Genomic DNA, 22,440 nt, shown 5'->3' on the forward strand with positions numbered 1-22,440 from the left:
AATAAATAAGGCTAAATTAAGAACTTTAGTTAATTTCAAAAACTTTTCCAGCTTCAGCTAAATGTGTATTATTGAAAATTTCTTGTGCTTCTGTTTTAAAAACTTCAATATTTTTATACCTACCACTATAATGACCAATAATAAGTTGTTGTACATTGGCTTGTAGTGCTATTTTAGCAGCTTGTTCGGCAGTTGAATGTTTTGTGGTTAATGCCAGATTTTCTTTATCTTTTAAAAAAGTAGACTCGTGATATAAGCAATTGGCATTTTTTATTATAGGAATTATTGCTGGAAGGTAAGTAGTATCACTACAAAAAGCATAACTTTTAGGAGGTGTAGGATCTAATGTTAAATCTTCGTTTTTTAAAATAGTACCATTTTTTAATTTAAAATCTCTTCCATTTTTTAAATTTTGAAAATCGCAAATTTCAATTTCTTTGTAATTAGTAATGGCTGTTATATTTAACTTACGTTCTCCTAATTTTTCTTTAAATAAAAATCCATTTGTATAAATTCTATGGTTTAAAGGAATTGTATGAACTTCTACTTTATCGTCTTCAAAAATTAATTCACTAGCTGTATTTGTTAATTCATGAAAATGTAAAGGGTAATGCGTCCAAGAATTTGAAATTTTTAGTTGTAAAGTTATAATTTCTTTTATGCCTTTAGGTCCATAAATATGTAATTCGGTTTCTCTATTTAAGAGTCTAAATGTTGAAATTAATCCTACTAGTCCAAAAAAATGATCACCGTGTAAATGTGAAATAAATATGTGTTTAATTTTTGAAAATTTAACACCGTATTTACGTAATTGAACCTGTGTACCTTCTCCACAGTCAATTAAAAAGTTATGATTTTTAATTTCTAAATATTGAGCTGTTGGGTGTGCATTTACACGAGGTGTTGCAGAATGACAACCCAAAATAGTGAGTTTTAAACTCATCGAATAATTAATCTTTTTGATATGATTTCTGAATCGGATTGTAATGAATAAATGTACATCCCGTTGTTTAAATCATTTTTATTAAATTGGAATGAATTCAATCCTTTTTTTGCATTAATCTTTTTTAAGTAAACGGTTTTACCTACTAGATTTTTAACTGTAAACTCTACAGATTGATTTTTAGTAGAAGTAAAGTTAATACGGGTTCTAATGGTTAATGGATTTGGAGATGCCGATAAGGATAAAAGCGTAGTAGTAATAGGTTCATTATTTTTAATAACAACACGAGTATCCTTTTCTTGAGCATAAGAAAAAGTAATAATCAATAAAAATGTTATTAAAAGTAATTTTTTCATCAATAAGCCTATTGTTTTTAAAATCCTAAATCTCGTTCAATTGCATCCATTTCTAAAATATCTATCGCTTCTGTAAAAGTAGGAACGATATTCATTTCGTCAGGGATTTCATCTATTTCAATACCATCAATAATAATAACAAAACTTGTGCCGTTTTCTCGATGTTGATTATTTATATTCAAAAATAGCAATAATTCTTTAATATTAGTGTTAATTTTTTCTGAAAAATCTAGAATTAAGTGCTGGTTTTTAAATTCTAACAGATTGTCTTCTAAATTTTTAAGGAATTTTTTTAAAGAAGAATCTATTGGTTTTAGTATAGTGTAATTTTCAGTTTTAGTTATTTCCATGTGTTTTAAACTATTTTTTACGGTCACATGATTTATTGGCTATTGGTTATTTTGCGGAGTAAATAGCGTAAAAATATGTCCGTTTATTGTTTGTGTCTTTCAATTTGTTGCGCCAATAAATAGATTACAGCCATTCTAATTGCAACACCATTTTCAACTTGATTTAAAATTATGGATTGTCCTGAATCTGCAACATCACTTGTAATTTCAACACCTCTATTTATTGGTCCAGGGTGCATAATAACAATTTTTTTGTTAAGTGTGTCTAAAAGTTGTTTATTTATTCCAAATAGTTGTGCATATTCTCTAGTTGATGGAAAATAATTAATAGCCATGCGTTCGTTTTGAACTCTTAAAACATTGGCTACATCACACCATTCTAGGGCTTTTTTAATATCACATTCTACACCAACACCTAAGCTTTCAATATATTTAGGAATGAGTGTTTTTGGACCACATACTTTTATTTCTGCACCTTGTAATTTTAAAGCGTAAATATTTGATAATGCTACTCTTGAGTGTAAAATATCGCCAATAATTACTACTTTTTTTCCAGTTACACTTCCTAGTTTTTCTCTAATTGAATAAGAATCTAGCAATGCTTGTGTTGGATGTTCATGTGTGCCATCTCCAGCATTTACAATTTTAGCATCCACGTGTTTTGATAAAAAATCACAGGCACCAACATGAGAATGTCGCATTACAATTAAATCAACTTTCATTGATAAAATATTATTTGCAGTATCTATTAAGGTTTCTCCTTTTTTTACTGAAGATTGGTTTGCTGAAAAGTTGATAACATCAGCAGATAAACGTTTTTCAGCTAATTCAAACGAAAGTTTTGTTCTAGTACTGTTTTCAAAAAATAAATTTGCAATGGTAATATCTCTTAACGATGGAACCTTTTTTATAGGGCGATTAATTACTTCTTTGAAATGATCTGCAGTTTCAAAAATTAAATCAATATCACTTCTTTTTAAATGCTTTATACCTAAAAGATGCTGTACGCTTAACTGACTCATGTAATTAATTATTTATAATATAAACGGCATCTTTACCGTCTTTTTCTTTCCAATTTACGGTAACTTTTTCCTCATTAATAACATCTACTTGCCGTCCTCTATAGTTTGGTTGAATAGGTAGATGTCTACTAAATCGTCTGTCTATTAATACCAACAATTCAATATCAGTTGGTCTTCCAAATGATTGTATTGCGGTTAATGCAGCTCTAATACTTCTGCCAGAAAATAAAACATCATCAATAAAAACAACATTTTTATTTTCAACAATAAAGTTAATGTTGGTTTTATTAGCTTCAATAGGTTCACCACGTCTTCTAAAATCATCTCTGTAAAAAGTAATATCCAATTTTCCTAATTTTACATTAGAAATAGCATAATCTTCTTTTAAAATTGAAACTAATCTTTCAGCTAAATAAACACCTCTTGGCTGAATACCTATAAGAACAGTATTTTCAAAATTATTATGATTTTCGATTAACTGACATGCCAATCGATGTAAAATAATGTGAATTTCTTTAGAGTTAAGTAGAATTTTTTTGCCCATTGCAATACCAAACATTGTTTGGAATACAAATATAAAGCATTTTGTTAATTAATTTGTTAAAAACATTTAGAACTTAGTTTTAAATTATGAATTTGTTCTTGTACTTTTATTTCTGTAGTATTTAATTATATTTTATATATATGTCTTTAACTCCAAAAGAAAATAATTTGCCATTAACTAAGTTTGAATCAATGCTAAAAACTAATAGTGTTTATTTCTTTGATTCTGTTGAGTTTGAAGAAATTATACATTATTATATCGACTCTGGTAAAATTTCTTTAGCCAAAAAAGCAATTAAATTAGGTTTGCATCAACATCCTAATTCTATTTTGCTAAAATTATTAAAAGCTGAATTAATGATTTTTGATGGAGAATTTGAAAAAGCATCAACGTTATTAAAAGAATTACAAGCAATAGAACCTACAAACGAAGAAATATATGTGCAGCAAGCAAGTATTTTTTCTAAAAATGACAAACATCTAAAAGCTATAGATTTTTTAAAAAAAGCGTTATTGTATACCGATGATGAAGCAGATATTTTAGCTATGATTGGTATGGAATATTTATTTTTAGATAATTTTGATGAAGCTAGATTGAGTTTTGCAAAATGTTTAACTGTAGATTTTGACGATTATTCTTCACTCTATAATGTAATTTATTGTTTTGATATGCAAGGGCAACATACAGAAGCCGTTGATTATTTAAATGAATATATAGATAAAGATCCATACAGTGAAGTAGCTTGGCACCAATTAGGAAGGCAATATTTTATTTTAGAAAATTACAATGAAGCTTTGAGAGCTTTCGATTATGCAGTTTTGATTGACGAAACTTTTGTTGGAGCATATTTAGAAAAAGCCAAAACATTAGAACAATTAAAAAAATATGAAGAGGCAATTGAAAATTATAAAATCACTATAGATTTAGATGATCCTACATCTTTTGTGTATTTAAGAATTGGAGAATGTTATAAAAAACTTGATAAATCTGCTTTAGCAATTCAATTTTATAAAAAAGCAGTACACGAAGATCCCTTATTAGATAAAGGATGGTTAGCAATTACTGAGTTAAGTATTTTAAATAAAAATTATTACAAAGCACTTTTTTATATAAATAAAGCGATTGAAATTGATGAGAAAAACAGCTTATATTGGAGAAAATATGCTGAAATTAATCTAAAATTAAACTTTTTTGAAGAAGCGGTAAGAGCCTTTCAAAATTGTATCTTGTTACAAGATTTTGATATTGCAATATGGATAGGCTTAAGTGATGTACTTTGGTATTTAGGTGATTATAAAGATGCATTGATTAATTTAAAAAAAGCTTCAAAAGTATTTAAAGATTTTGCGGAGATAGAATATAGAATTAGTTGTATTTATTTTAAGTTTAAAGATTTTTCTAAAGGGAAAAAACATTTAATAAAAGCATTAGAAATAGATTTTGAATATCATAAAGAAATAAAAGATTTATTTCCTGAGATATTTAAAAGCCAAGGGGTGTTAGATATCATTAGCAATTTCAAAAATACTTCATTATAAAATATTACATTTGTGTTTTAACAAAAAACAAATGCAACAAAGAAAACTAATTCATTATTTTATAATCACACTTAAAGGTATGGCAATGGGAGCAGCAGATGTAGTTCCTGGCGTGTCTGGAGGAACAATTGCTTTTATTTCAGGTATTTATGAAGAATTGCTTACCTCTATAAGTTCTATTAAATTTTCAACAATAAAATTATTAAAAGACAAAGGGTTTAGAGTTTTTTGGGACACAATAAACGGTAATTTTTTAGTAGCACTCTTAATCGGAATTTTTATAAGCATCCTTTCGTTAGCTAAATTAATTTCTTGGTTGTTAGAAAATAAACCGATACTAGTTTGGTCTTTCTTTTTTGGATTGGTTTTAGCAAGTATTTTATTTATTGGAAAGCAAATTACTAAATGGACTGTATTGTCAGTAATACTCTTTATAGTAGGGGCGTTAGTTGCTTATTATATAACTACATTACAACCATTAGTTTCTGAAAATTCATCACCATTATTTTTATTTATAGCTGGTGCTTTGGCTATTTGTGCTATGATATTACCTGGTATTTCGGGTTCATTTATTCTAGTTTTATTAGGAGCATATAAACCAGTTTTAGATGCTATACACGATAGAGATTTTAAATTATTAGCAATTGTAATATCTGGAGGAGTAGTTGGGCTGTTAACTTTTTCTAAAGTATTAAAATGGTTGTTCAATAATTACAAAAATTTAACGTTAGCAGTATTAACGGGTTTTATTTTAGGCTCTTTAAATAAAATTTGGCCATGGAAAGAAACACTTACATGGCGTACAAATTCACACGGAATAAAAGTGCCTTTTAACGAGCAAAGTATCTCTCCACTTTCTTTTGAAGGTGATGCCCAATTAACAATGGCAATACTATTGGCATTTGTAGGTTTTGTAGTAATTCTTATATTAGAGAAGGTAGCAAAATTGTCGAAATCACATTAATTTATGGCTAAAGAACGTAATTTACTAGATAAATTTTTCCTTTTTTTAAAAGGATTAGCAATGGGTGCAGCTAATAAAGTTCCCGGTGTTTCTGGTGGTACAGTTTCTTTTGTTTTAGGTTTTTATGAAGAGATGATTTATTCCTTCAGAAAAATAAATTATAAAGCACTATTACTACTTATAAATGGAAGGTTTAAGAGTTTTTATAAATATACAAATGCTACTTTTTTATTATTGGTTTTTGGAGGAAGTATGTTTAGTTACTTTACAATTTCATTAGGCTTAGATTATTTGTTAAAGCATTATGAACTGTATGTTTGGAGTGCTTTTTTTGGAATGATATTAGGATCTATCTATTATATTTCTAAAGATTTTGAAAATTGGAACACAAAAAATATCATATCTGTAATTGTAGGTGTATCATTAGGAATTGCTATTAGTTTTATGAGTCCTGCTAAAGAAAACGACAACCTTTGGTTTGTTTTTATGTGTGGAATAATTGGAGTATCTGGAATGACACTTCCAGGTTTGTCGGGTTCTTTTATACTTATTCTAATGGGAAATTATGTATTGTTACTTGTAGACTCTGTGGCTGTTTTATTTAAAACTTTAACAGAAGTTTTTATAGGCGATTTTAGTTTTATGGATAGTGAAGAGAGAATACATTACCTAGAAATTGTTGCAACTTTTACAGCGGGATCTGTGTTTGGTTTGGTTGTAATCTCTCATATTTTAGGATTTGTATTAAAGCGTTGGTATCAAATTGTAACAGCCGTAATTATTGGTTTTATAGCAGGTTCTTTAGGAATTGTTTGGCCTTGGAAAAAAGAAGTATATAAGGTAGAAAATGGTGTAAATTTGTTAGATGTAAATGGAAATAAAATAATTGAGAATTTTGAAAGGTATTTTCCAGACTTTTCAAATAAAGAAACTTGGATCGCTATCTTTTTTATAGCAGTAGGGGCAGCAATTATTTTACTTATTGATAAATATGGAGCAGAACGTAAAGAATATATTGATGAATAATCGTACAAAATTTGGTTTATTAGGAAAAGATATTTCCTATTCTTTTTCAAGAAAATATTTTTCTGAAAAATTTAAAAAATTAGGCTTAGATACCTTAAATTACAGTAATTTGGATATCCCTGAGATTGAAGAATTTCCATATCTTTTATACCATAAAGAACATGAGTACGGAGGTATAAATGTTACAATTCCGTATAAAGAATCTGTAATGCGGTATTTAAATGAAATTGATGCAGATGCTAAAGAAATAGGAGCCGTAAACACTATAAAAATCACTAATGATAATAAGTTAGTTGGATATAATACAGATTATTATGGGTTTTTAAATTCAATAAAACCATTATTACAGCCGCATCATAAAAAAGCATTAATTTTAGGAACTGGAGGAGCATCAAAAGCTATAGCTTATGCTTTAAAAAAATTAAATATTGAATATAAATTTGTTTCTAGAAGATTGAATGATGACAACTATTTGTATTCAGTTTTAAATCAGCAAATAATAGAAGAATATACCGTAATTATTAATTGTACACCAATAGGAACATACCCAAATACAGAAGAAGCACCTAAAATACCATACCAATATATTTCAGACAAACATTTATTATTTGATCTAATTTATAACCCAACAGAAAGTAAATTTTTGTTAGAAGGTAAAAGTAAAGGGGCAATAATTAAAAATGGTTATGAAATGCTTGAACTTCAGGCTGAAAAATCTTGGGAGATCTGGAATTTATAGTAAATTTTCGAAAGTTTAACGCAACTTTTATAGTATCTTTGAATCTAATATTAAATACTCTTTTATACACTAAAATTTAAAATTATTAAAGAGTGTAATTATTGAACCTTAAACATTATAATATGTTAGACCAAGAAGAAAAATTACCAGTACAAGAAAATAATTTAACAGAACAACCTAAAGATTCTAAAATTGAAACTGCACCTGAAGTTAATTCAGAAATAAAAACAGATGACGTAGCTCAAAAAGAAGTAGCAGTTAAAGATTCTGAAGTGGAAAAAGTTACTGATGTTGGAGCTAAACCTGAAGAAGCAGTACCAACACCTGAAATTAAAAACAACAGCATTTCAAATAAAGCAATAGATGAAATTGAAAGTAAAATTGCTGAAAGTGCTGAAGAAAGTCAGCATCAAGAAATTGAAATGGAAAACTACGAAAGCTTAAGTTTAGAAGCTTTAGTAGATGAATTAGGAAAACTTGTTAAAGAAGGTCAGGTTCAAAGCATTAATAGTAATGTTAATAAAATTAAAAGTATTTTTAACCTTAAGTTTGGAAAACTTTTAAAAGCAGAAAAAGAGAAATTTTTAGCTGAAGGCGGTGATAGTATTGATTTTCAATATAACAATCCAATAAAATCTGTATACAACAGTATTCTTTATGATTTTAAGATTAAAAGAAATAAGTTTTATGCGGAACAAGAAGCTACATTAAATACTAATCTAGAACAAAAGTTAGAATTAATTGAAAATTTAAAACATTTAATAGATAACGCCGAAGGTGCTACTATGTATAAAATGTTTAAAGATATTCAAGCTAAATGGGAAGCTATAGGCCCAATTCCAAGAGCAAAATATAATGATACTTGGAGAACTTACCAACACCATGTAGAACGTTTTTACGATTTATTACACCTAAGTAATGATTTAAGAGATTTAGATTTTAAACATAATTTAGATGAAAAACTGAAACTTATTGATAGAGCAGAAGCATTATTGAAATTAAAAGATGTAAATGCAGCTTTTAAAGAATTACAAGTATTGCATAAACTTTGGAAAGAAGATGTAGGTCCTGTAGAAAGAGATAAAAGAGAAGAGGTTTGGGAACGTTTTAGCGAAATTACCAAAAAAATACATGACAATCGTCATGAATTTTTCAAGGATATGAAATCTAAATTTGAAGGTAATATTGACAAGAAATTAGAAGTGATTTCAGCAATTGAAGCAATTGATATTACACAAAATAAATCTAGATCAGATTGGCAAAAAAGCATTAAAGAAATTGAAGCATTACGTAATAAGTTTTTCAGTATTGGTCAAGTTCCTAGAGCAAAAAGCGATCAAATTTGGGCTAAATTTAAAGATGCTACTCGTAAATTTAATTTAGAGAAAAACAAGTTCTTTAAAAATGTAAAAAAAGAACATTTAGAGAATTTAAATTTGAAAAAAGCTTTAATTGAAAAAGCTGTTTCATTAAAGGATAGTGAAGACTGGGATTCAACTACTGAGGTGATGAAAAAAATTCAGTCTGATTGGAAAAAAATTGGACATGTTCCAAGAAAATATTCTGATAAACTTTGGAAAGAATTTAAAGAAGCTTGTAACCATTATTTTGATAGACTTCATAAAAATCAAGATATTGGAAATAAAGAGCAAATAGAGGTTTTAAATAAAAAGAAAGAACTTTTAACTTCTATTAAAGAAGCAGTAGGAAGTGCAGAAAATATTTCTATAGATACAATAAATGAATATGTTAATGAATGGCGAGAATTAGGTAGAGTACCTTATGAAATGAGACATATAGAGGTTAAATTTAATAAATTATTAGATAAAGTTGTAGACAATAATAGCGATATTGAGAAGCAAGATATTGAAATGATTAAATTTAAAAATTTAGTAAATAGTTATATAGAACAAAAAAACTATAGAAAATTAGATTCTGAACAGTTATTTATAAGAAAGAAAATAGATGAAACAATACGTGAAATTCAACAACTAGAAAACAATATTGGTTTTATTTCTAACGTAACAGAAGATAATCCTTTAGTTAAGAATGTACGTAAACAAATAGATGTTTATAAAGAAAAATTAGATGTTTGGAAAGTTAAGTTAAACTATTTGAAAACTATTGAGATTTAAAAGATAATCTCTTAGTTATAAACTATTAAAAAAGGCTGTTTAGAAATTTCTAAACAGCCTTTTTAGTTAATATTTTAATCTCAAAAATATAGATAACTTACATTAGATTTTATGCAAGTGTCTTATTATGGTTTATTCGTATTTTAAATATGTTGCAACTTCTATTTTAACTTCGCTCCAAGTTTTAGAAACTCCATCACTTCCAGTGTGTAATTCTTTACAAACTTCATTTAGAGAATCTATTGCAGCTTGTGCTTGCCAATTGTCTAAATCCATAACAGCTTCTAAAGTAATCATTTGATCGCTAACAACAAATGTAATTGGTAGAGCTTGTGTAATTCCATTCATTGTAATATCAACTGTTCCAGAAGTTTCGTTGTTAGTGTGTATAGTTCCAGAAATTAACGATGTATTTTTTAACACTCCAAAAAAGAATTTTTTTAGTTTGTTATCTCTAATAGTATCATTTGTAAATAGACTACTTACTGGAATGTTAAATTTTAAATTATTAAGAGCTTCTAAAGCTGTTTTAGATTTAGAAGAGTTCTCTAATTCAAACTGCGTAAATTGTCCTTTTACAGGTATTTTATCATTGGTTTTGTAAGCTATCCAATTTATAGTTGTAGTTTTTTCATCTACGGTGTAACCTTTATCTTCGGTGTTAATTTTTTCTTTTTTTTCAGTATTTTTACATGAAGTAACTATTGTAAGAGTTAAAATCAATAGGATGTTTAAATAATTAGTTTTCATCATTTTAAAAATTTATTTACAAGTTTAATATATTCCTTTTTAGCTTCAGTAGCAGTCAGATGACTTAATTGAAACCAAGCATTTAGTTTAAATGCATTTCTTAATTGTATATTTCCAGATGGATTTTCATAATTATTACCTTTGGTAGCTTGTTTATAATACGCATAAAATTGAAGCATTATATCTGGAGGCAATTTAATATCTGTATTTGACGCTTTACGGTAAGCCTCTTCAAACTTTTTATTTAAATTTTCGTCCATTATATTAAGCTTCAGGTACTATATTTCGGCAATTGTTTGTATTCCACCTTTTACTTTATCGTTTAAGTTTACCTTTATTTTAGTGTTTAAAGGTAAGAAAACATCTACTCTAGATCCAAATTTAATAAATCCAGCATCTTCTCCTTGTACAACTTCCATAGAAGGTTTGGCATAATTTACAATTCTTCTTGCTAAAGCACCAGCTATTTGTCTATATAACACATCTCCATAAACTTTATTGTTGACAACAACTGTAGTTCTTTCGTTTTCTTCAGAAGATTTAGGATGCCAAGCAACTAAAAATTTACCTGGGTGATATTTACTAAATTTTACAATACCACTTAAAGGGAACCTTGTTACGTGAACATTTAAAGGCGACATAAATATGGATACTTGAATTCGTTTATCTTTAAAATATTCTTTTTCAAATACTTCTTCAATTACTACTACTTTTCCATCAACAGGAGCTATAATTGCATTTTGATTTAAAGTGGTGTTTCTTTTTGGGTTTCTAAAAAACTGTAAAATTATTACATAAAATAAAAGTAGTACTAGAGCTAAAAGTTTATTTAACCAATTTAAACTTACTAAATTTTCAATAAGTATTATTCCAACTCCAATTATTATAGTTGCAGTTAAAATTATTTTATAACCTTCTTTGTGAAACATAATTTAATGAACTAGTTGTAAATAAATAAAAATAAACGGAGCAGCAAAAATTGCACTATCAAATCTGTCTAAAAATCCACCGTGCCCTGGTATAAAGTTACTACTATCTTTAACAGCAGCTTGTCTTTTAAACATAGATTCTATTAAATCTCCTAATACTCCAAAGATACTAACAATTCCGGCAATAACAACCCATTGTATTTGAGTTAAACTAGGAAATTGATTGGTTAATACAAATATAATACTAGTAATAAAGGTAAATGCCATTCCTCCTATAAATCCTTCTATGGTTTTATTTGGTGAAATGCGTTCTAATAGTTTGTGTTTTCCGATGGCATTTCCAACTAAATACGCAAAGGTGTCGTTTACCCAAATTAAAATAAAAACACCTAAAATAGTAGTGTTAACATAGTTGAATGAAGAGTTTAAAAATGGGATTTGTACCATTAAAGTAAATGGAACTACAATATAAATTACCGATAAAAATATTTTTCCAAGATGGGTAATTACTTCATCTTTGTTTGCAAAAAGAATAGAGGCAAAAGTTATAAATATTGTTAAAAATAAAGCAACTCCAACATATTCAAAAATTATTCTAGAAGGAATATCTTCAACGTTTAAAATATTTCCAAAAACAAAAAAAAGGCATCCTATTATATAAGGAAATATACTTTTTAAAGCAATCATTCTTTTAAATTCATATAAGCACAATATCATTAAAGTAAAGAATAGGCATATAAATGTAATTTTACTGTATAGTATTGAAAATATTAATACACTAGCAAAAATAAATCCAGATAGTGCACGTTTTAAAAATTTTCCCATAAATTATAAATCTTCAAAAAGTAGTAAATATAAGTTTTTTGAATTAGTATTCCCATAATTCATAAAGTCATCATCTTTACTCTTTAGGTTGTAATTTTTAATAGCACTAATATTACTAGGTATATTACCTTTGTAGCGTGTTTTAATTCCTGTTAAACTTTCACCTTTAGTTTTTACTAACTGACTGGTGGTAGCATAGACAATAAAATGTTCTGATAAATCCGATATTTTATGCTCTTTTAACTGATTTGAAGAGAATAAAATACTTCCATTTTCTGCAATTAAATGTTCGCAGCTTAAAAAAGTTGGAAATTTATTAGATAGTTTGTTCGTGGTTTTAATATTTAATGATTTTATTAATTTTAATAAATCATTATCATTACAATTAATAGTTTCCCAATAATTTTCTTGAATAATATTTTTCAAATTCAACACTACTTCTTGTAATGTAGTACAATACAAAAACTTACCATTGTTCTTAATAAAATTTTCTACAAAAATTTGATCAAGTGGCAAGTTTTGTAATTCAGAAGAAGGTTCTTCAGTTACTTTTTGTTTTGGTGTACTAAATAATTTTTTGAATAAATTCATTTGCTGCTTTGAATAAATTCAAAATTATGAAAAACTTATTAAACTATTCTGTTGTTTCAGATGAATTTTCAATATTTGGTGTTTCAGATGAATTTTTATGTTCAATTTCATCAATTATCTCCTCTTTATCAAAGGGTCTACTACCAAAAATTAATTCTAAATCTTTTTTAAAGATAACTTCTTTTTCAAGTAAAAGTTCAGCAAGAGTAACCAATCTATCTTTATTGTCAGTTAATATTTTTATAGCTCGTTGGTATTGTTGTTCTATAATTAAAGAAATTTCTTTATCAATTGTTTGAGCCGTTTCTTCACTATAAGGTTTTGTAAAATTATAATCAGACTGTCCACTAGAGTCGTAATAAGTAATGTTACCAATTTTGTCATTTAGACCATAAACAGTAACCATTGCTTTAGCTTGTCTAGTAACTTTTTCTAAATCGTTTAAAGCACCCGTTGAAATTTTATCAAACATTATTTTTTCTGCAGCTCTACCAGCTAAAGTAGCACACATTTCGTCAAGCATTTGTTCTGCTTGTACAATTTGACGCTCCTCAGGTAAATACCAGGCAGCTCCTAAAGATTGTCCTCTAGGTACAATGGTAACTTTTACTAATGGTGCGGCGTGTTCTAGCATCCAACTAGCTGTTGCATGTCCTGCTTCGTGAAAAGCAATAGTTTTCTTTTCTTTAGGTGAAATTAATTTATTTTTCTTTTCTAAACCTCCAACAATTCTATCAACAGCATCTAAGAAATCTTGATGATGTACGGCTTTTTTACCTTTTCTGGCAGCAATTAAAGCAGCCTCATTACATAAGTTTGCAATATCTGCACCCGAAAAACCAGGTGTTTGTTGCGATAAAAACGCTACATCAGCATCTTTATCTGTTTTAATAGGTTTTAGGTGTACTTTAAATATAGCTTCACGTTCTTTTAAATCTGGTAAATCAACATAAATTTGACGATCAAATCTACCAGCTCTTAAAAGTGCTTTGTCTAAAACATCAGCTCTATTTGTAGCAGCTATAACAATTACATTGGTATCTGTACCAAAACCATCCATTTCTGTCAATAGCTGATTTAGGGTATTTTCTCTTTCATCGTTTCCACCAGTCATATTGCTTTTTCCTCTTGCTCTACCTACGGCATCAATTTCATCAATAAAAATAATTGAAGGTGCTTTTTGTTGTGCTTGTTTAAATAAATCTCTAACACGAGACGCTCCAACACCTACAAACATTTCAACAAAATCTGAACCTGATAAAGAGAAAAAAGGAACACCAGCTTCTCCTGCAACAGCTTTTGCTAATAAGGTTTTTCCAGTACCAGGAGGGCCAACTAATAAGGCTCCTTTTGGTATTTTTCCACCAAGAGAGGTGTATCTATCTGGATTTTTTAAGAAATTTACAATCTCTTGAACTTCTTCTTTAGCACCTAATAAACCTGCAACATCTTTAAAAGAAGTTTTAACTTTTTGGTCTTGATCAAATAATTTAGCTTTAGATTTTCCAATGCTAAATATTTGGCCACCGCCACCACCTGAGCCACCGCCAGACATTCTACGCATAAAATAAATCCATAGACCAATTAAAAAGATAAAAGGTAAATACATAAATAATGTATCTATAAAATCTGTTTTAGCTTCAAATTTAACGTCAAACGATAAATCATATTCCTCTTTTGTAGTTTCTAAATTTTCTTGAAATTTATTTAAATCACCAAATTTGTAATAATACATTGGTGAATTAGCAGAATAAAGAGAGCCTTTATTTTTTTTATGCTGTTCTTTGTCTGAAGCTTCATTTTTAATAAAAACATTAGCAACGCTATTATTAATAATTAAAATGCGCTCAATATCATTTTCTTTAAGAATGTTTTCAAATTCATTCTGACTTAAATTTTTAGTAGATAAGCTATCGCTATTAAAGATTTGATATCCTATAAAAAGTGCAAAAACAATTCCATAAATCCAATAGAAATTGAATTTAGGTGGTTTTATATTTTTATTTTTTGATGTATTTTTTTTCTCTTGACTCATTTAGTTTTTTTCAAAAAGGTGAAGTATTTATTTAGTTAGATGTAGGTATTGATGTTATTTTTGCATCACCCCACAAACTTTCAATGTCGTAATATTCGCGTACACTTTTTTGAAAAACATGTACAACTACGTTAGTATAATCTAGTAAAACCCATTCGGCGTTAGATTCTCCTTCAACATGCCAAGGCTTTTCTTTACATAATTTACCAACTTGTTTTTGAATAATACCAGAAATGGCATTTACGTGTGTATTTGAATTCCCTGTCGCTATTATAAAATAATCGCAAACAGTATTATCTATCTCTCTTAAATCTAAAATTTGAATATCAAGACCTTTAATTTCATCTATTGCCTTTATAATCACCGCAATTAATTCGTCTGCGCTTACATTTTTTCTTGTCATTAATTTTTTTTTATTTGGTTACAAAGTTATTATTTTTTTATCATAAATTGTCATTTAAATAACTTTGTTGAAATTATAAACTACAAATGAATATTATCAAACTTAATGCCATTGATTCTACCAATTCTTACTTAAAGAAACTAGTTCAAAAAAGTACTTTAGATACGTTTACTGTTGTTGTTGCAAAACATCAAACTTTAGGAAGAGGTCAGTTAGGAACTACTTGGGTTTCAGAACAAGGTAAAAATCTGACTTTTAGTATTTTAGTTAATTTTAAGAGCTTTAAAATTCAAGATCAGTTTTATTTAAGTATGGCTGTTTCTTTAGGTTTAATTTCTGCATTAAGAGCTTTTGTAGATGTGCCATTTAAGATAAAATGGCCAAACGACATATTGGCAGAAAAGGATAAAATAGCTGGAATTTTAATTGAAAATATTTTAAGAGGTGCGTTTATAAATTATTCAATTATAGGAATTGGTTTGAATGTTAATCAAGAAATATTTCCGAATGACATAGAAAATGTAACTTCATTAAAAAAATTATCGGGTACTACTTTTAACGAAGATGAATTGCTTTCAAATATTCTTGTTTCAATAGAAAAGTATGTGAAATTAATAGAAGAAGATGCTTTTGAAAGTTTGAAAAAAATGTACTTAGCAGAGCTTTATAAAATAAATACTCCAGCCATGTTTGAAGATAATGAAGGGGAGATTTTTTTGGGGAAAATAATTTCTGTTGATGTAAATGGGAGACTTGTTGTTGAACTTGAAAATGAAACGACTCGCAAATTTAATTTAAAAGAAATCAAATTTGCGAGTCGTTAACTATACCTTATATATAATATAAATTATAATTTGGACGCGTTTTCTGTTAAAGTATTAATGAATTTTTGAAGAGGTCCCTTAACCATCATTGCCATCATCGGGTTAAAATCACCTTCAAATAGTAATTGTGTTTCACAAGAGTTTTCAGAAACTACATCTATAGTTACAGTTAAAGAAAAATCTAATTTACTACTTGCTGCGCCTAAAACAATTTTATCGAATTCTTGTTTTTCTTTTACTACCAATCTAATTTCTGGCATTCCTTTTAATCCAAAAATAAAAGAATCACCATCAACTTCAAATTTAGTATTGTTTTCGGGCATTAATTGCTCAAAATTGTTAAGATCTGTTAAAAACTCAAAAAATTCTTTTTGAGATTTATTTATAATCGATTTTTTAGTTTCTAAATTCATAAATATGTTTTTATTGATTCCATTCACTTGGATTTTCTCTCCAAAGCGTAAGCGTTTCTAATTCTTTTGTAGAAATATAACTGTTATCTAAAGAAAGTTCTAATAAATGATGATAATCACTTAATGTGGTTAGTCTAACATCTGCTTCTTTAAAATTTTCTTCAGCAACTTTAAAGCCATAATTAAATATAGCTACCATACCTTTAACATTGGCACCTTCTTCTTTTAGTGCTTTAACAGCATTTAGGCTACTTTTTCCAGTGCTTATTAAATCTTCAACAACAACTACATTTTTATTTTTCTCTAAAAAGCCTTCAATTTGGTTTTTTCTTCCGTGGCTTTTAGGTTCAGGTCTAACATACACAAAAGGTACATTTAAATGCTGGGCTACTAAAACTCCAATAGCTATTGCACCAGTTGCTACACCTGCTATAACATCGGGTTTTCCATATTCTTGTTCAATTATATTAGCTAAGTTTTCTCTTAAATAATTTCTTATTTTAGGAAAAGAAAGCGTAGTTCTATTATCACAATAAATAGGAGATTTCCAACCAGAAGCCCATGAAAACGGATCGTTTGGTTGTAACTTTATAGCTTTTATCTGTAATAAAAGCTCAGCTGTTTTTTTTGCTGTATCTTTGTTCATAATCATAATGCAAATGTATAAAGTTTTTGTGAATGACTGTCCAATTATTTTGACAGAAAACAATAAAATATCAACAAAATATAAAACGGTAAGCTTTAATCCTTTAGAAATTAAAGCAATTGTAACCGATTTATTTGAAAATAAAATTCTTGGAATATGTTTAATATGTAAAGATTTAAAGGCTGATTGGCAGTTGTTTAAGTCTGTTTTTAAAATAGAGCGAGCGGCCGGAGGAAAAGTAATTAACTTAAATAATGAAGTGTTGTTTATTTACAGGTTAAATAAATGGGACTTGCCTAAAGGTAAATTAGAGAAAGGTGAATCTATACAAAATTGTGCTATTCGTGAAGTAGAAGAAGAATGTGGAATTACTGGGCTTACAATTTCAAAATTTCTAGGAAAAACATATCATATTTTTGAAAAAAAAGAAAAGATGATACTTAAAATAACTTCTTGGTTTTTAATGGATACTAATTTTAAAGATGAATTAACACCGCAAAAAGAAGAAGATATTGAACAAGCAATTTTTAAAAATACTGAAGAAATAAATACTGCTTTAGAAAATACGTATGAAAATATAAAGTTGTTATTTAAGTAATTGAAATATTTAATAGCATACAAAATTTGTTTAAATAGTTAAATCTAAAATAGTAATACGTATAACAATTTAAAAATCAAATACATTAATAATAATACCACAAATTTTATTTACTTATATTTGCCACTTTTTTAAAATAATATTTAATGACAAAATTTATAACTAAAAGAGTATCAAACGTTAGAAACGATGTTTTATCTGGAATAACTGTAGCTTTAGCTTTAGTTCCTGAAGCCGTTGCATTTGCATTTGTAGCAGGTGTTGATCCATTAGTTGGTTTATATGCTGCTTTTATGGTAGGTTTAATTACTTCAATTTTTGGAGGAAGACCAGGTATGATTTCTGGAGCAACTGGAGCCTTGGCTGTAGTTATGGTTAGTTTAGTTTCCGAAGGAAATGCTTTAGGTAATCCTGGTGAGAATTTAGGATTGTATTATTTATTTGCAACCGTAATTTTAATGGGAATATTTCAAGTTTTAGCAGGTCTTTTAAAGCTTGGTAAATTTGTTCGTTTAATTCCGCATCCTGTAATGATGGGATTTGTAAACGGATTGGCAATTGTTATATTTCTTTCTCAATTGGGTATGTTTAAAAGAACAGTAGGTGGTGAAAAAGTTTGGCTAGAGGGGAATCAATTATATGTAATGATTGGTTTGGTAGCTTTAACTATGCTTATAATGTGGGGATTGCCAAAAATTAAAAAAGCAGAAAAATTGCCAGAGGCTTTAATTGCCATTTTAATTGTTACCGGAGTTGCTATTTTTATAAATTTTGATGTTGCAACTGTAGGCTCTTTTATTAGAGATGGAGGTGGAACAGGTTTAAAAGGTGGCTTTCCTACTTTAAAGTTAGAAACTTTTGCAAAAGTTCCATTTACTTGGGACTCTATAGTATTTATATTACCGTATGCATTAATTTTAGCAGCTATTGGTTTAATAGAATCCTTAATGACTTTAAATTTAGTTGACGATTTAACAGAAACTCGTGGAGATGGAAATAGAGAATGTTTAGCGCAAGGTGGAGCTAATATTGTTATCGGTTTGTTTGGTGGAATGGGTGGTTGTGCTATGATTGGTCAATCTATTATAAATATTAAAGGTGGTGGTAGAGGCAGATTATCAGGTATTGTTGCTGCTATTATGTTACTGTTGTTTATTTTATTTGGTTCTTCATATATAGAACAAGTTCCAATAGCAGCTTTAGTAGGTGTAATGTTTATGGTGGTTATTGGTACTTTTGCTTGGAGTAGTTTTAGAATTATTAATAAAATTCCTAGAGCAGATTTATTTGTTTTAATTTTAGTTTCGGCATTAACGGTAATTTTCGATTTAGCAATTGCAGTAATTGCGGGTGTTATCTTTAGTGCATTGGTTTTTTCTTGGGAAAATGCTACACGAATTAGAGCAAGAAAAAGAATGAAAGAGGATGGTACTAAAACTTATGAAATTTGGGGACCGTTATTTTTTGGCTCAATTTCAACATTTATGGAGAAATTTGATGTGAAAAATGATCCAGATCATGTAGAAATTGATTTTGTTGAATCTAGAGTTTCAGACCATTCAGCAGTTGAAGCTATTTTTAATTTAGTTGAAAAATATGAAACAGCTGGCAAAAAAATTTATTTAAAGCATTTAAGTGAAGAATGTAAAGTATTATTACATAAATCTAGTCCAAAGTTTAAAGAGGTTATTATTGAAGCTATCGATGATCCACGTTACCATTTAGCGGCAAATCCAGAAAAATTTACAAAAGGTTTATTTGAAAATTAATTAGCTTAATAGGAGAAGTTAAATAACTATAGGTTTAACTTCTCCAGGAAGCATATTTTGAAGTTTAAAGTTGCCAATTCTTACTCTAACTAGGCGTAAAGTTGGAAATCCAACTACAGCAGTCATTTTACGAACTTGTCTAAATTTACCTTCGGTTAAAGTAATAGAAATCCAGCTTGTTGGGCCATGGCGTTCATCTCTAATTTTTTTATTTCTTTTTGGTAATAAAGGAGTTTCTATCTTTTTAACGGAGCATTTTTTAGTTAGATATTTCCCTGATTCAGTACTAATTTCAACACCGTTTTTCAATATTTCTATAACTTCAGAAGAGATAATACCATCAACTTGGGCATAATATTCTTTTTCTATTTTAGAACTTCTAATATACTCGCTTGTTTTTCCATTGGTAGTTAATAATAATAAGCCTTCAGAAGGTTCATCTAAGCGACCTATTGCCATAGTGTTTTCTGGAAAATTGTATAAATCACCCAACATTTTTTTATTGGTACGTTTTGTTTGGTTATTTATAAATTGACTTAAATATCCGTCTGGTTTGTAAATTGCAAAATGTTGATGTTTAGTGTTTTCCATTTAAAATTTGATAAACTAATTCTTTTGTTAGCTCTTTTCCTGCAGCTTTTTTTCTAATATCATCAAAACTAAAAATAAAATCGCAACCATTTTTATATTCGCTACAGCCGTAAGCAGTTTTGCCTTTTAAAATAGTACCTTTTTTACATTTAGGGCAATTGATTTTTTCAGGTGTATTTTTAGTGTTTTTTTGAGGACGAGTAGCCTGTTTTTCTTCTAATTTTAAATTAAAATTTTCATCAAAACGAATTAAACCTTCAACAGTCCCTGTTTCATTTTTAAATCCTTTTAAATTTACAGTACATCCTTTTTTTAATAATCTGATATATTGATTTTCAGATATTTTTTTATTTAAAAAACTAAATGGGAGTTTTAAATCACAACCATTTTTATAGTTGCTACATCCGTAAGCGGTTTTTCCTTTTAGAAGATAACCGTTATTACATTTAGGGCATTTTTCGTTAGTAATTCCCTTTTTGTTTTTTGAAGTTTTTTTAGAGCTGGATGAAGCTGTTTTTTTTGAAGCTGCTACCGCTGAAATATTTGCTCTCACTTTTTCAGAACGGACTTCGTATACTAGGTTATCTACCATTTTTTTCATGTTTTTTATAAAAGTCCCAGCATTAAAAGTGCCTTGTTCAATTTCTTTTAATTTTTTCTCCCATCTTCCAGTGAGTTCTGCAGATTTTAGCAATTCATTTTGAATGGTATCAATTAATTGAATTCCTGTTGTTGTAGGTAATAATTGTTTTTTATTACGTTTTATATATTTGCGTTTAAAAAGTGTTTCAATAATATTTGCACGTGTAGATGGTCTACCAATTCCGTTTTCTTTCATTAACTCTCTTAAATCATCATCATCTACTTGTTTCCCTGCTGTTTCCATAGAGCGTAAAAGTGTAGCTTCCGTATAATGCTTAGGAGGTTTTGTTTCTTTTTCTAAAAATGAAGGAATATGAGGACCTTTTTCACCTTTTACAAAAGTTGGTAAAATACCAGCTTCTTTTTTAACTGTATTTGGGGTTTCAAAAACAACTCTCCACCCTTTTTTTAAAATTTCTTTTCCAGTTGTTTTAAAAGAAACCGTATCTGCTTTTCCAATTACTGTTGTGTTAGAAACGGCACATTCATCATAAAAAACAGCAATAAATCTTTTGGTAATAATATCGTATACCTGTTGTTGATTGTATTGTAAGTTTATTTGGATTCCTGTTGGTATTATTGCGTGGTGATCTGTAACTTTTTTATCGTCAAAGACCTTAGGTGATTTTTTTATTTTTTTTTCTAATAGAGGAGTTATTAAATTTTGGTAATTTGTTAGATTTTTTAAAATTCCAGGAATTTTTGGATATACATCATTAGGTAAAAAGGTAGTGTCAACTCTTGGGTATGTTACTGCTTTTTGTTCGTATAATTTTTGAACAATTTTTAGGGTTTCATCCGCAGAAAATCCAAATTTATTATTGCAATAAACTTGTAAACCCGTTAAGTCAAATAATTTTGGAGCGTATTCTTTACCTTTCTTTTTAGTAATTGATACAATTTCAAAATCGCTTTCTTTTACTTTATTTGCAAAAATTTCACCTTCCTCTTTTTTTAAAAACCGTCCTTCTTCACAATTAAATTGTGTTTCTCGGTATAAGGTTTGTAATTCCCAATAAGGTTGTGGTTTAAAATTTTCAATTTCTTTATATCTATTAACAAGCATTGCCAGTGTTGGAGTTTGTACACGTCCAACGGATAACATTTGTTTATAGCCACCATGTTTTACGGTGTATAATCTGGTAGCATTCATTCCTAAAAGCCAATCTCCAATGGCTCTAGAAAAACCAGCATAATATAAACTGTTGTAATTTTCTGAGGGTTTTAAATTTTGAAAACCTTCTTTTATGGCTTCTGTAGTTAATGATGAAATCCATAAGCGTTGTACTTCACCTTTATAATTAGCTTGGTTAATAACCCAGCGTTGTATTAATTCTCCTTCTTGTCCAGCATCACCACAATTTATAACTACTTCAGCTTTATCAAATAAATTTTTTACAATATTAAATTGTTTTTGAATACCTTCATTTGCAACAACTTTAGTCTCAAATTTATCTGGAAGCATTGGTAAATTATTTAAATCCCAACTTTTCCAATGTGGTTTATAATCGTTTGGTTCAAAAAGAGTGCATAAGTGACCGAAAGTATAAGTAACCGCATAGCCATTTCCTTCAAAATACCCATCGCGTTTTGTAGTTGCCCCTAAAACAGTAGCAATTTCACGAGCAACACTTGGTTTTTCGGCAATACAAACTTTCATTTTATATTAATTTTTGAAGGTGCAAAATACTAAATTTTAAAATTTGAAACATTAAAAAATATAATTTTAATAGCTGTAGTATCATTTTTACGTTTAAAGTAAGTCTATGTTAAAATTAAAAAGAATATATTTATTGCCTAAACATCA

At 28.2% G+C, this 22,440-nt stretch carries 24 protein-coding genes; 8 read left to right on the forward strand and 16 right to left on the reverse strand.

The genetic code is table 11. From position 1 onward, the window contains the following. Positions 1 to 25 precede the first annotated feature (25 nt). From MHL31_RS15415 to pyrR, 5 genes are all read right to left on the reverse strand, one after another. Positions 26 to 943, reverse strand: a complete 918-nt coding sequence (locus MHL31_RS15415; RefSeq protein ID WP_240226872.1) for a ribonuclease Z — start codon at positions 941 to 943, stop codon at positions 26 to 28. Then, positions 940 to 1,299 (reverse strand): T9SS type A sorting domain-containing protein, encoded by a 360-nt coding sequence (locus MHL31_RS15420; RefSeq protein WP_240226876.1) that lies wholly within the window; start codon positions 1,297 to 1,299, stop codon positions 940 to 942. The genes MHL31_RS15415 and MHL31_RS15420 overlap by 4 nt, the downstream gene beginning before the upstream one ends. Before the next feature lie 17 nt (positions 1,300 to 1,316). After that, positions 1,317 to 1,649 (reverse strand): ribonuclease Z, encoded by a 333-nt coding sequence (locus tag MHL31_RS15425; protein WP_240226877.1) that lies wholly within the window; start codon positions 1,647 to 1,649, stop codon positions 1,317 to 1,319. An 83-nt stretch (positions 1,650 to 1,732) separates the two neighbouring features. Further along, positions 1,733 to 2,671, reverse strand: a complete 939-nt coding sequence (locus MHL31_RS15430; RefSeq protein WP_240226878.1) for an aspartate carbamoyltransferase catalytic subunit — start codon at positions 2,669 to 2,671, stop codon at positions 1,733 to 1,735. A gap of 4 nt (positions 2,672 to 2,675) precedes the next feature. Then, positions 2,676 to 3,215 (reverse strand): bifunctional pyr operon transcriptional regulator/uracil phosphoribosyltransferase PyrR, encoded by a 540-nt coding sequence (pyrR, locus tag MHL31_RS15435; RefSeq protein WP_240228915.1) that lies wholly within the window; start codon positions 3,213 to 3,215, stop codon positions 2,676 to 2,678. A gap of 140 nt (positions 3,216 to 3,355) precedes the next feature. On the opposite strand from pyrR, the gene MHL31_RS15440 reads away from it, so the two are divergent. From MHL31_RS15440 to MHL31_RS15460, 5 genes are all read left to right on the forward strand, one after another. Further along, positions 3,356 to 4,753: a tetratricopeptide repeat protein gene (locus MHL31_RS15440; RefSeq protein ID WP_240226879.1), complete on the forward strand. Its 1,398-nt coding sequence runs from the start codon at positions 3,356 to 3,358 to the stop codon at positions 4,751 to 4,753. 31 nt (positions 4,754 to 4,784) lie between these two features. After that, entirely contained in the window at positions 4,785 to 5,717 is a 933-nt protein-coding gene (locus MHL31_RS15445; RefSeq protein ID WP_240226880.1) for a DUF368 domain-containing protein, read from the forward strand. 3 nt (positions 5,718 to 5,720) lie between these two features. Next, the gene (locus MHL31_RS15450) at positions 5,721 to 6,743 is read left to right on the forward strand and encodes a DUF368 domain-containing protein (RefSeq protein WP_240226881.1); all 1,023 of its coding nucleotides are present in this window, start codon (positions 5,721 to 5,723) and stop codon (positions 6,741 to 6,743) included. Continuing rightward, the gene (locus tag MHL31_RS15455) at positions 6,736 to 7,482 is read left to right on the forward strand and encodes a shikimate dehydrogenase (RefSeq protein ID WP_240226882.1); all 747 of its coding nucleotides are present in this window, start codon (positions 6,736 to 6,738) and stop codon (positions 7,480 to 7,482) included. Before MHL31_RS15450 ends, MHL31_RS15455 begins: the two co-directional genes overlap by 8 nt. Before the next feature lie 122 nt (positions 7,483 to 7,604). Next, positions 7,605 to 9,617 carry a DUF349 domain-containing protein gene (locus MHL31_RS15460; RefSeq protein ID WP_240226883.1) on the forward strand — a complete coding sequence of 671 codons (2,013 nt, stop codon included), beginning with the start codon at positions 7,605 to 7,607 and terminating at the stop codon, positions 9,615 to 9,617. A 132-nt stretch (positions 9,618 to 9,749) separates the two neighbouring features. On the opposite strand, the gene MHL31_RS15465 is transcribed toward MHL31_RS15460, so the two are convergent. From MHL31_RS15465 to rsfS, 7 genes are read right to left on the reverse strand one after another with little or no spacing between them, the layout of a single operon-like run. Continuing rightward, positions 9,750 to 10,367, reverse strand: coding sequence for a YceI family protein (locus MHL31_RS15465; protein ID WP_240226884.1), 618 nt, complete (start codon positions 10,365 to 10,367; stop codon positions 9,750 to 9,752). Beyond that, the gene (locus MHL31_RS15470; protein ID WP_240226885.1) at positions 10,367 to 10,627 is read right to left on the reverse strand and encodes an acyl-CoA-binding protein; all 261 of its coding nucleotides are present in this window, start codon (positions 10,625 to 10,627) and stop codon (positions 10,367 to 10,369) included. Before MHL31_RS15470 ends, MHL31_RS15465 begins: the two co-directional genes overlap by 1 nt. Positions 10,628 to 10,645: 18 nt before the next feature. Further along, positions 10,646 to 11,296, reverse strand: coding sequence for a phosphatidylserine decarboxylase family protein (locus MHL31_RS15475; protein WP_240226886.1), 651 nt, complete (start codon positions 11,294 to 11,296; stop codon positions 10,646 to 10,648). A gap of 3 nt (positions 11,297 to 11,299) precedes the next feature. Beyond that, positions 11,300 to 12,121 (reverse strand): phosphatidate cytidylyltransferase, encoded by an 822-nt coding sequence (locus MHL31_RS15480; RefSeq protein ID WP_240226887.1) that lies wholly within the window; start codon positions 12,119 to 12,121, stop codon positions 11,300 to 11,302. 3 nt (positions 12,122 to 12,124) lie between these two features. Further along, a complete protein-coding gene (locus MHL31_RS15485; protein WP_240226888.1) occupies positions 12,125 to 12,712 on the reverse strand; it encodes a hypothetical protein in 588 nt (195 codons plus the stop codon). A 43-nt stretch (positions 12,713 to 12,755) separates the two neighbouring features. Continuing rightward, positions 12,756 to 14,747 (reverse strand): ATP-dependent zinc metalloprotease FtsH, encoded by a 1,992-nt coding sequence (ftsH, locus tag MHL31_RS15490; protein WP_240226890.1) that lies wholly within the window; start codon positions 14,745 to 14,747, stop codon positions 12,756 to 12,758. Between the two features lie 31 nt (positions 14,748 to 14,778). Beyond that, complete coding sequence (gene rsfS / locus MHL31_RS15495; protein WP_240226891.1) at positions 14,779 to 15,150, reverse strand: ribosome silencing factor; 372 nt, start codon at positions 15,148 to 15,150, stop codon at positions 14,779 to 14,781. A gap of 86 nt (positions 15,151 to 15,236) precedes the next feature. Here rsfS and MHL31_RS15500 point away from each other — a divergent pair, with 86 nt between their 5' ends. Next, positions 15,237 to 15,974 (forward strand): biotin--[acetyl-CoA-carboxylase] ligase, encoded by a 738-nt coding sequence (locus MHL31_RS15500; protein WP_240226893.1) that lies wholly within the window; start codon positions 15,237 to 15,239, stop codon positions 15,972 to 15,974. Positions 15,975 to 15,997: 23 nt separating this feature from the next. Here MHL31_RS15500 and MHL31_RS15505 read toward each other — a convergent pair whose 3' ends face one another. Both MHL31_RS15505 and pyrE read right to left on the reverse strand, forming a co-directional pair. After that, positions 15,998 to 16,387: an SRPBCC family protein gene (locus MHL31_RS15505; RefSeq protein WP_240226895.1), complete on the reverse strand. Its 390-nt coding sequence runs from the start codon at positions 16,385 to 16,387 to the stop codon at positions 15,998 to 16,000. A 10-nt stretch (positions 16,388 to 16,397) separates the two neighbouring features. Then, the gene (gene pyrE / locus MHL31_RS15510; protein WP_240226897.1) at positions 16,398 to 17,039 is read right to left on the reverse strand and encodes an orotate phosphoribosyltransferase; all 642 of its coding nucleotides are present in this window, start codon (positions 17,037 to 17,039) and stop codon (positions 16,398 to 16,400) included. Between the two features lie 7 nt (positions 17,040 to 17,046). On the opposite strand from pyrE, the gene MHL31_RS15515 reads away from it, so the two are divergent. Further along, on the forward strand, positions 17,047 to 17,631 hold the full coding sequence (locus tag MHL31_RS15515) for an NUDIX hydrolase (protein ID WP_240226899.1): 585 nt from the start codon (positions 17,047 to 17,049) through the stop codon (positions 17,629 to 17,631). Positions 17,632 to 17,777: 146 nt separating this feature from the next. Then, positions 17,778 to 19,400, forward strand: a complete 1,623-nt coding sequence (locus MHL31_RS15520; protein ID WP_240226901.1) for a SulP family inorganic anion transporter — start codon at positions 17,778 to 17,780, stop codon at positions 19,398 to 19,400. 18 nt (positions 19,401 to 19,418) lie between these two features. Here the strand turns inward: MHL31_RS15520 and MHL31_RS15525 are convergent, their stop codons facing one another. Beyond that, positions 19,419 to 19,991: a pseudouridine synthase gene (locus MHL31_RS15525; protein ID WP_240226903.1), complete on the reverse strand. Its 573-nt coding sequence runs from the start codon at positions 19,989 to 19,991 to the stop codon at positions 19,419 to 19,421. Next, complete coding sequence (locus MHL31_RS15530; protein ID WP_240226905.1) at positions 19,978 to 22,293, reverse strand: type IA DNA topoisomerase; 2,316 nt, start codon at positions 22,291 to 22,293, stop codon at positions 19,978 to 19,980. The genes MHL31_RS15525 and MHL31_RS15530 overlap by 14 nt, the downstream gene beginning before the upstream one ends. Positions 22,294 to 22,440 lie beyond the last annotated feature (147 nt).

The organism is Lutibacter sp. A80 (assembly GCF_022429645.1).
Lineage (GTDB): Bacteria > Bacteroidota > Bacteroidia > Flavobacteriales > Flavobacteriaceae > Lutibacter.

Bases quoted from the DNA above. Each gene is read 5' to 3' on its own strand.
- MHL31_RS15415 (WP_240226872.1), bottom strand. From the start codon at position 943: ATGAGTTTAAAACTCACTATTTTGGGTTGTCATTCTGCAACACCTCGT.
- MHL31_RS15520 (WP_240226901.1), top strand. From the start codon at position 17,778: ATGACAAAATTTATAACTAAAAGAGTATCAAACGTTAGAAACGATGTT.
- MHL31_RS15515 (WP_240226899.1), top strand. From the start codon at position 17,047: ATGTATAAAGTTTTTGTGAATGACTGTCCAATTATTTTGACAGAAAAC.
- MHL31_RS15525 (WP_240226903.1), bottom strand. From the start codon at position 19,991: ATGGAAAACACTAAACATCAACATTTTGCAATTTACAAACCAGACGGA.
- MHL31_RS15430 (WP_240226878.1), bottom strand. From the start codon at position 2,671: ATGAGTCAGTTAAGCGTACAGCATCTTTTAGGTATAAAGCATTTAAAA.
- MHL31_RS15445 (WP_240226880.1), top strand. From the start codon at position 4,785: ATGCAACAAAGAAAACTAATTCATTATTTTATAATCACACTTAAAGGT.
- pyrE (WP_240226897.1), bottom strand. From the start codon at position 17,039: ATGATTATGAACAAAGATACAGCAAAAAAAACAGCTGAGCTTTTATTA.
- MHL31_RS15485 (WP_240226888.1), bottom strand. From the start codon at position 12,712: ATGAATTTATTCAAAAAATTATTTAGTACACCAAAACAAAAAGTAACT.
- ftsH (WP_240226890.1), bottom strand. From the start codon at position 14,747: ATGAGTCAAGAGAAAAAAAATACATCAAAAAATAAAAATATAAAACCA.
- MHL31_RS15450 (WP_240226881.1), top strand. From the start codon at position 5,721: ATGGCTAAAGAACGTAATTTACTAGATAAATTTTTCCTTTTTTTAAAA.
- MHL31_RS15455 (WP_240226882.1), top strand. From the start codon at position 6,736: ATGAATAATCGTACAAAATTTGGTTTATTAGGAAAAGATATTTCCTAT.
- pyrR (WP_240228915.1), bottom strand. From the start codon at position 3,215: ATGGGCAAAAAAATTCTACTTAACTCTAAAGAAATTCACATTATTTTA.
- MHL31_RS15440 (WP_240226879.1), top strand. From the start codon at position 3,356: ATGTCTTTAACTCCAAAAGAAAATAATTTGCCATTAACTAAGTTTGAA.
- MHL31_RS15505 (WP_240226895.1), bottom strand. From the start codon at position 16,387: ATGAATTTAGAAACTAAAAAATCGATTATAAATAAATCTCAAAAAGAA.
- MHL31_RS15530 (WP_240226905.1), bottom strand. From the start codon at position 22,293: ATGAAAGTTTGTATTGCCGAAAAACCAAGTGTTGCTCGTGAAATTGCT.
- MHL31_RS15425 (WP_240226877.1), bottom strand. From the start codon at position 1,649: ATGGAAATAACTAAAACTGAAAATTACACTATACTAAAACCAATAGAT.
- rsfS (WP_240226891.1), bottom strand. From the start codon at position 15,150: ATGACAAGAAAAAATGTAAGCGCAGACGAATTAATTGCGGTGATTATA.
- MHL31_RS15470 (WP_240226885.1), bottom strand. From the start codon at position 10,627: ATGGACGAAAATTTAAATAAAAAGTTTGAAGAGGCTTACCGTAAAGCG.
- MHL31_RS15500 (WP_240226893.1), top strand. From the start codon at position 15,237: ATGAATATTATCAAACTTAATGCCATTGATTCTACCAATTCTTACTTA.
- MHL31_RS15475 (WP_240226886.1), bottom strand. From the start codon at position 11,296: ATGTTTCACAAAGAAGGTTATAAAATAATTTTAACTGCAACTATAATA.
- MHL31_RS15465 (WP_240226884.1), bottom strand. From the start codon at position 10,367: ATGAAAACTAATTATTTAAACATCCTATTGATTTTAACTCTTACAATA.
- MHL31_RS15480 (WP_240226887.1), bottom strand. From the start codon at position 12,121: ATGGGAAAATTTTTAAAACGTGCACTATCTGGATTTATTTTTGCTAGT.
- MHL31_RS15460 (WP_240226883.1), top strand. From the start codon at position 7,605: ATGTTAGACCAAGAAGAAAAATTACCAGTACAAGAAAATAATTTAACA.
- MHL31_RS15420 (WP_240226876.1), bottom strand. From the start codon at position 1,299: ATGAAAAAATTACTTTTAATAACATTTTTATTGATTATTACTTTTTCT.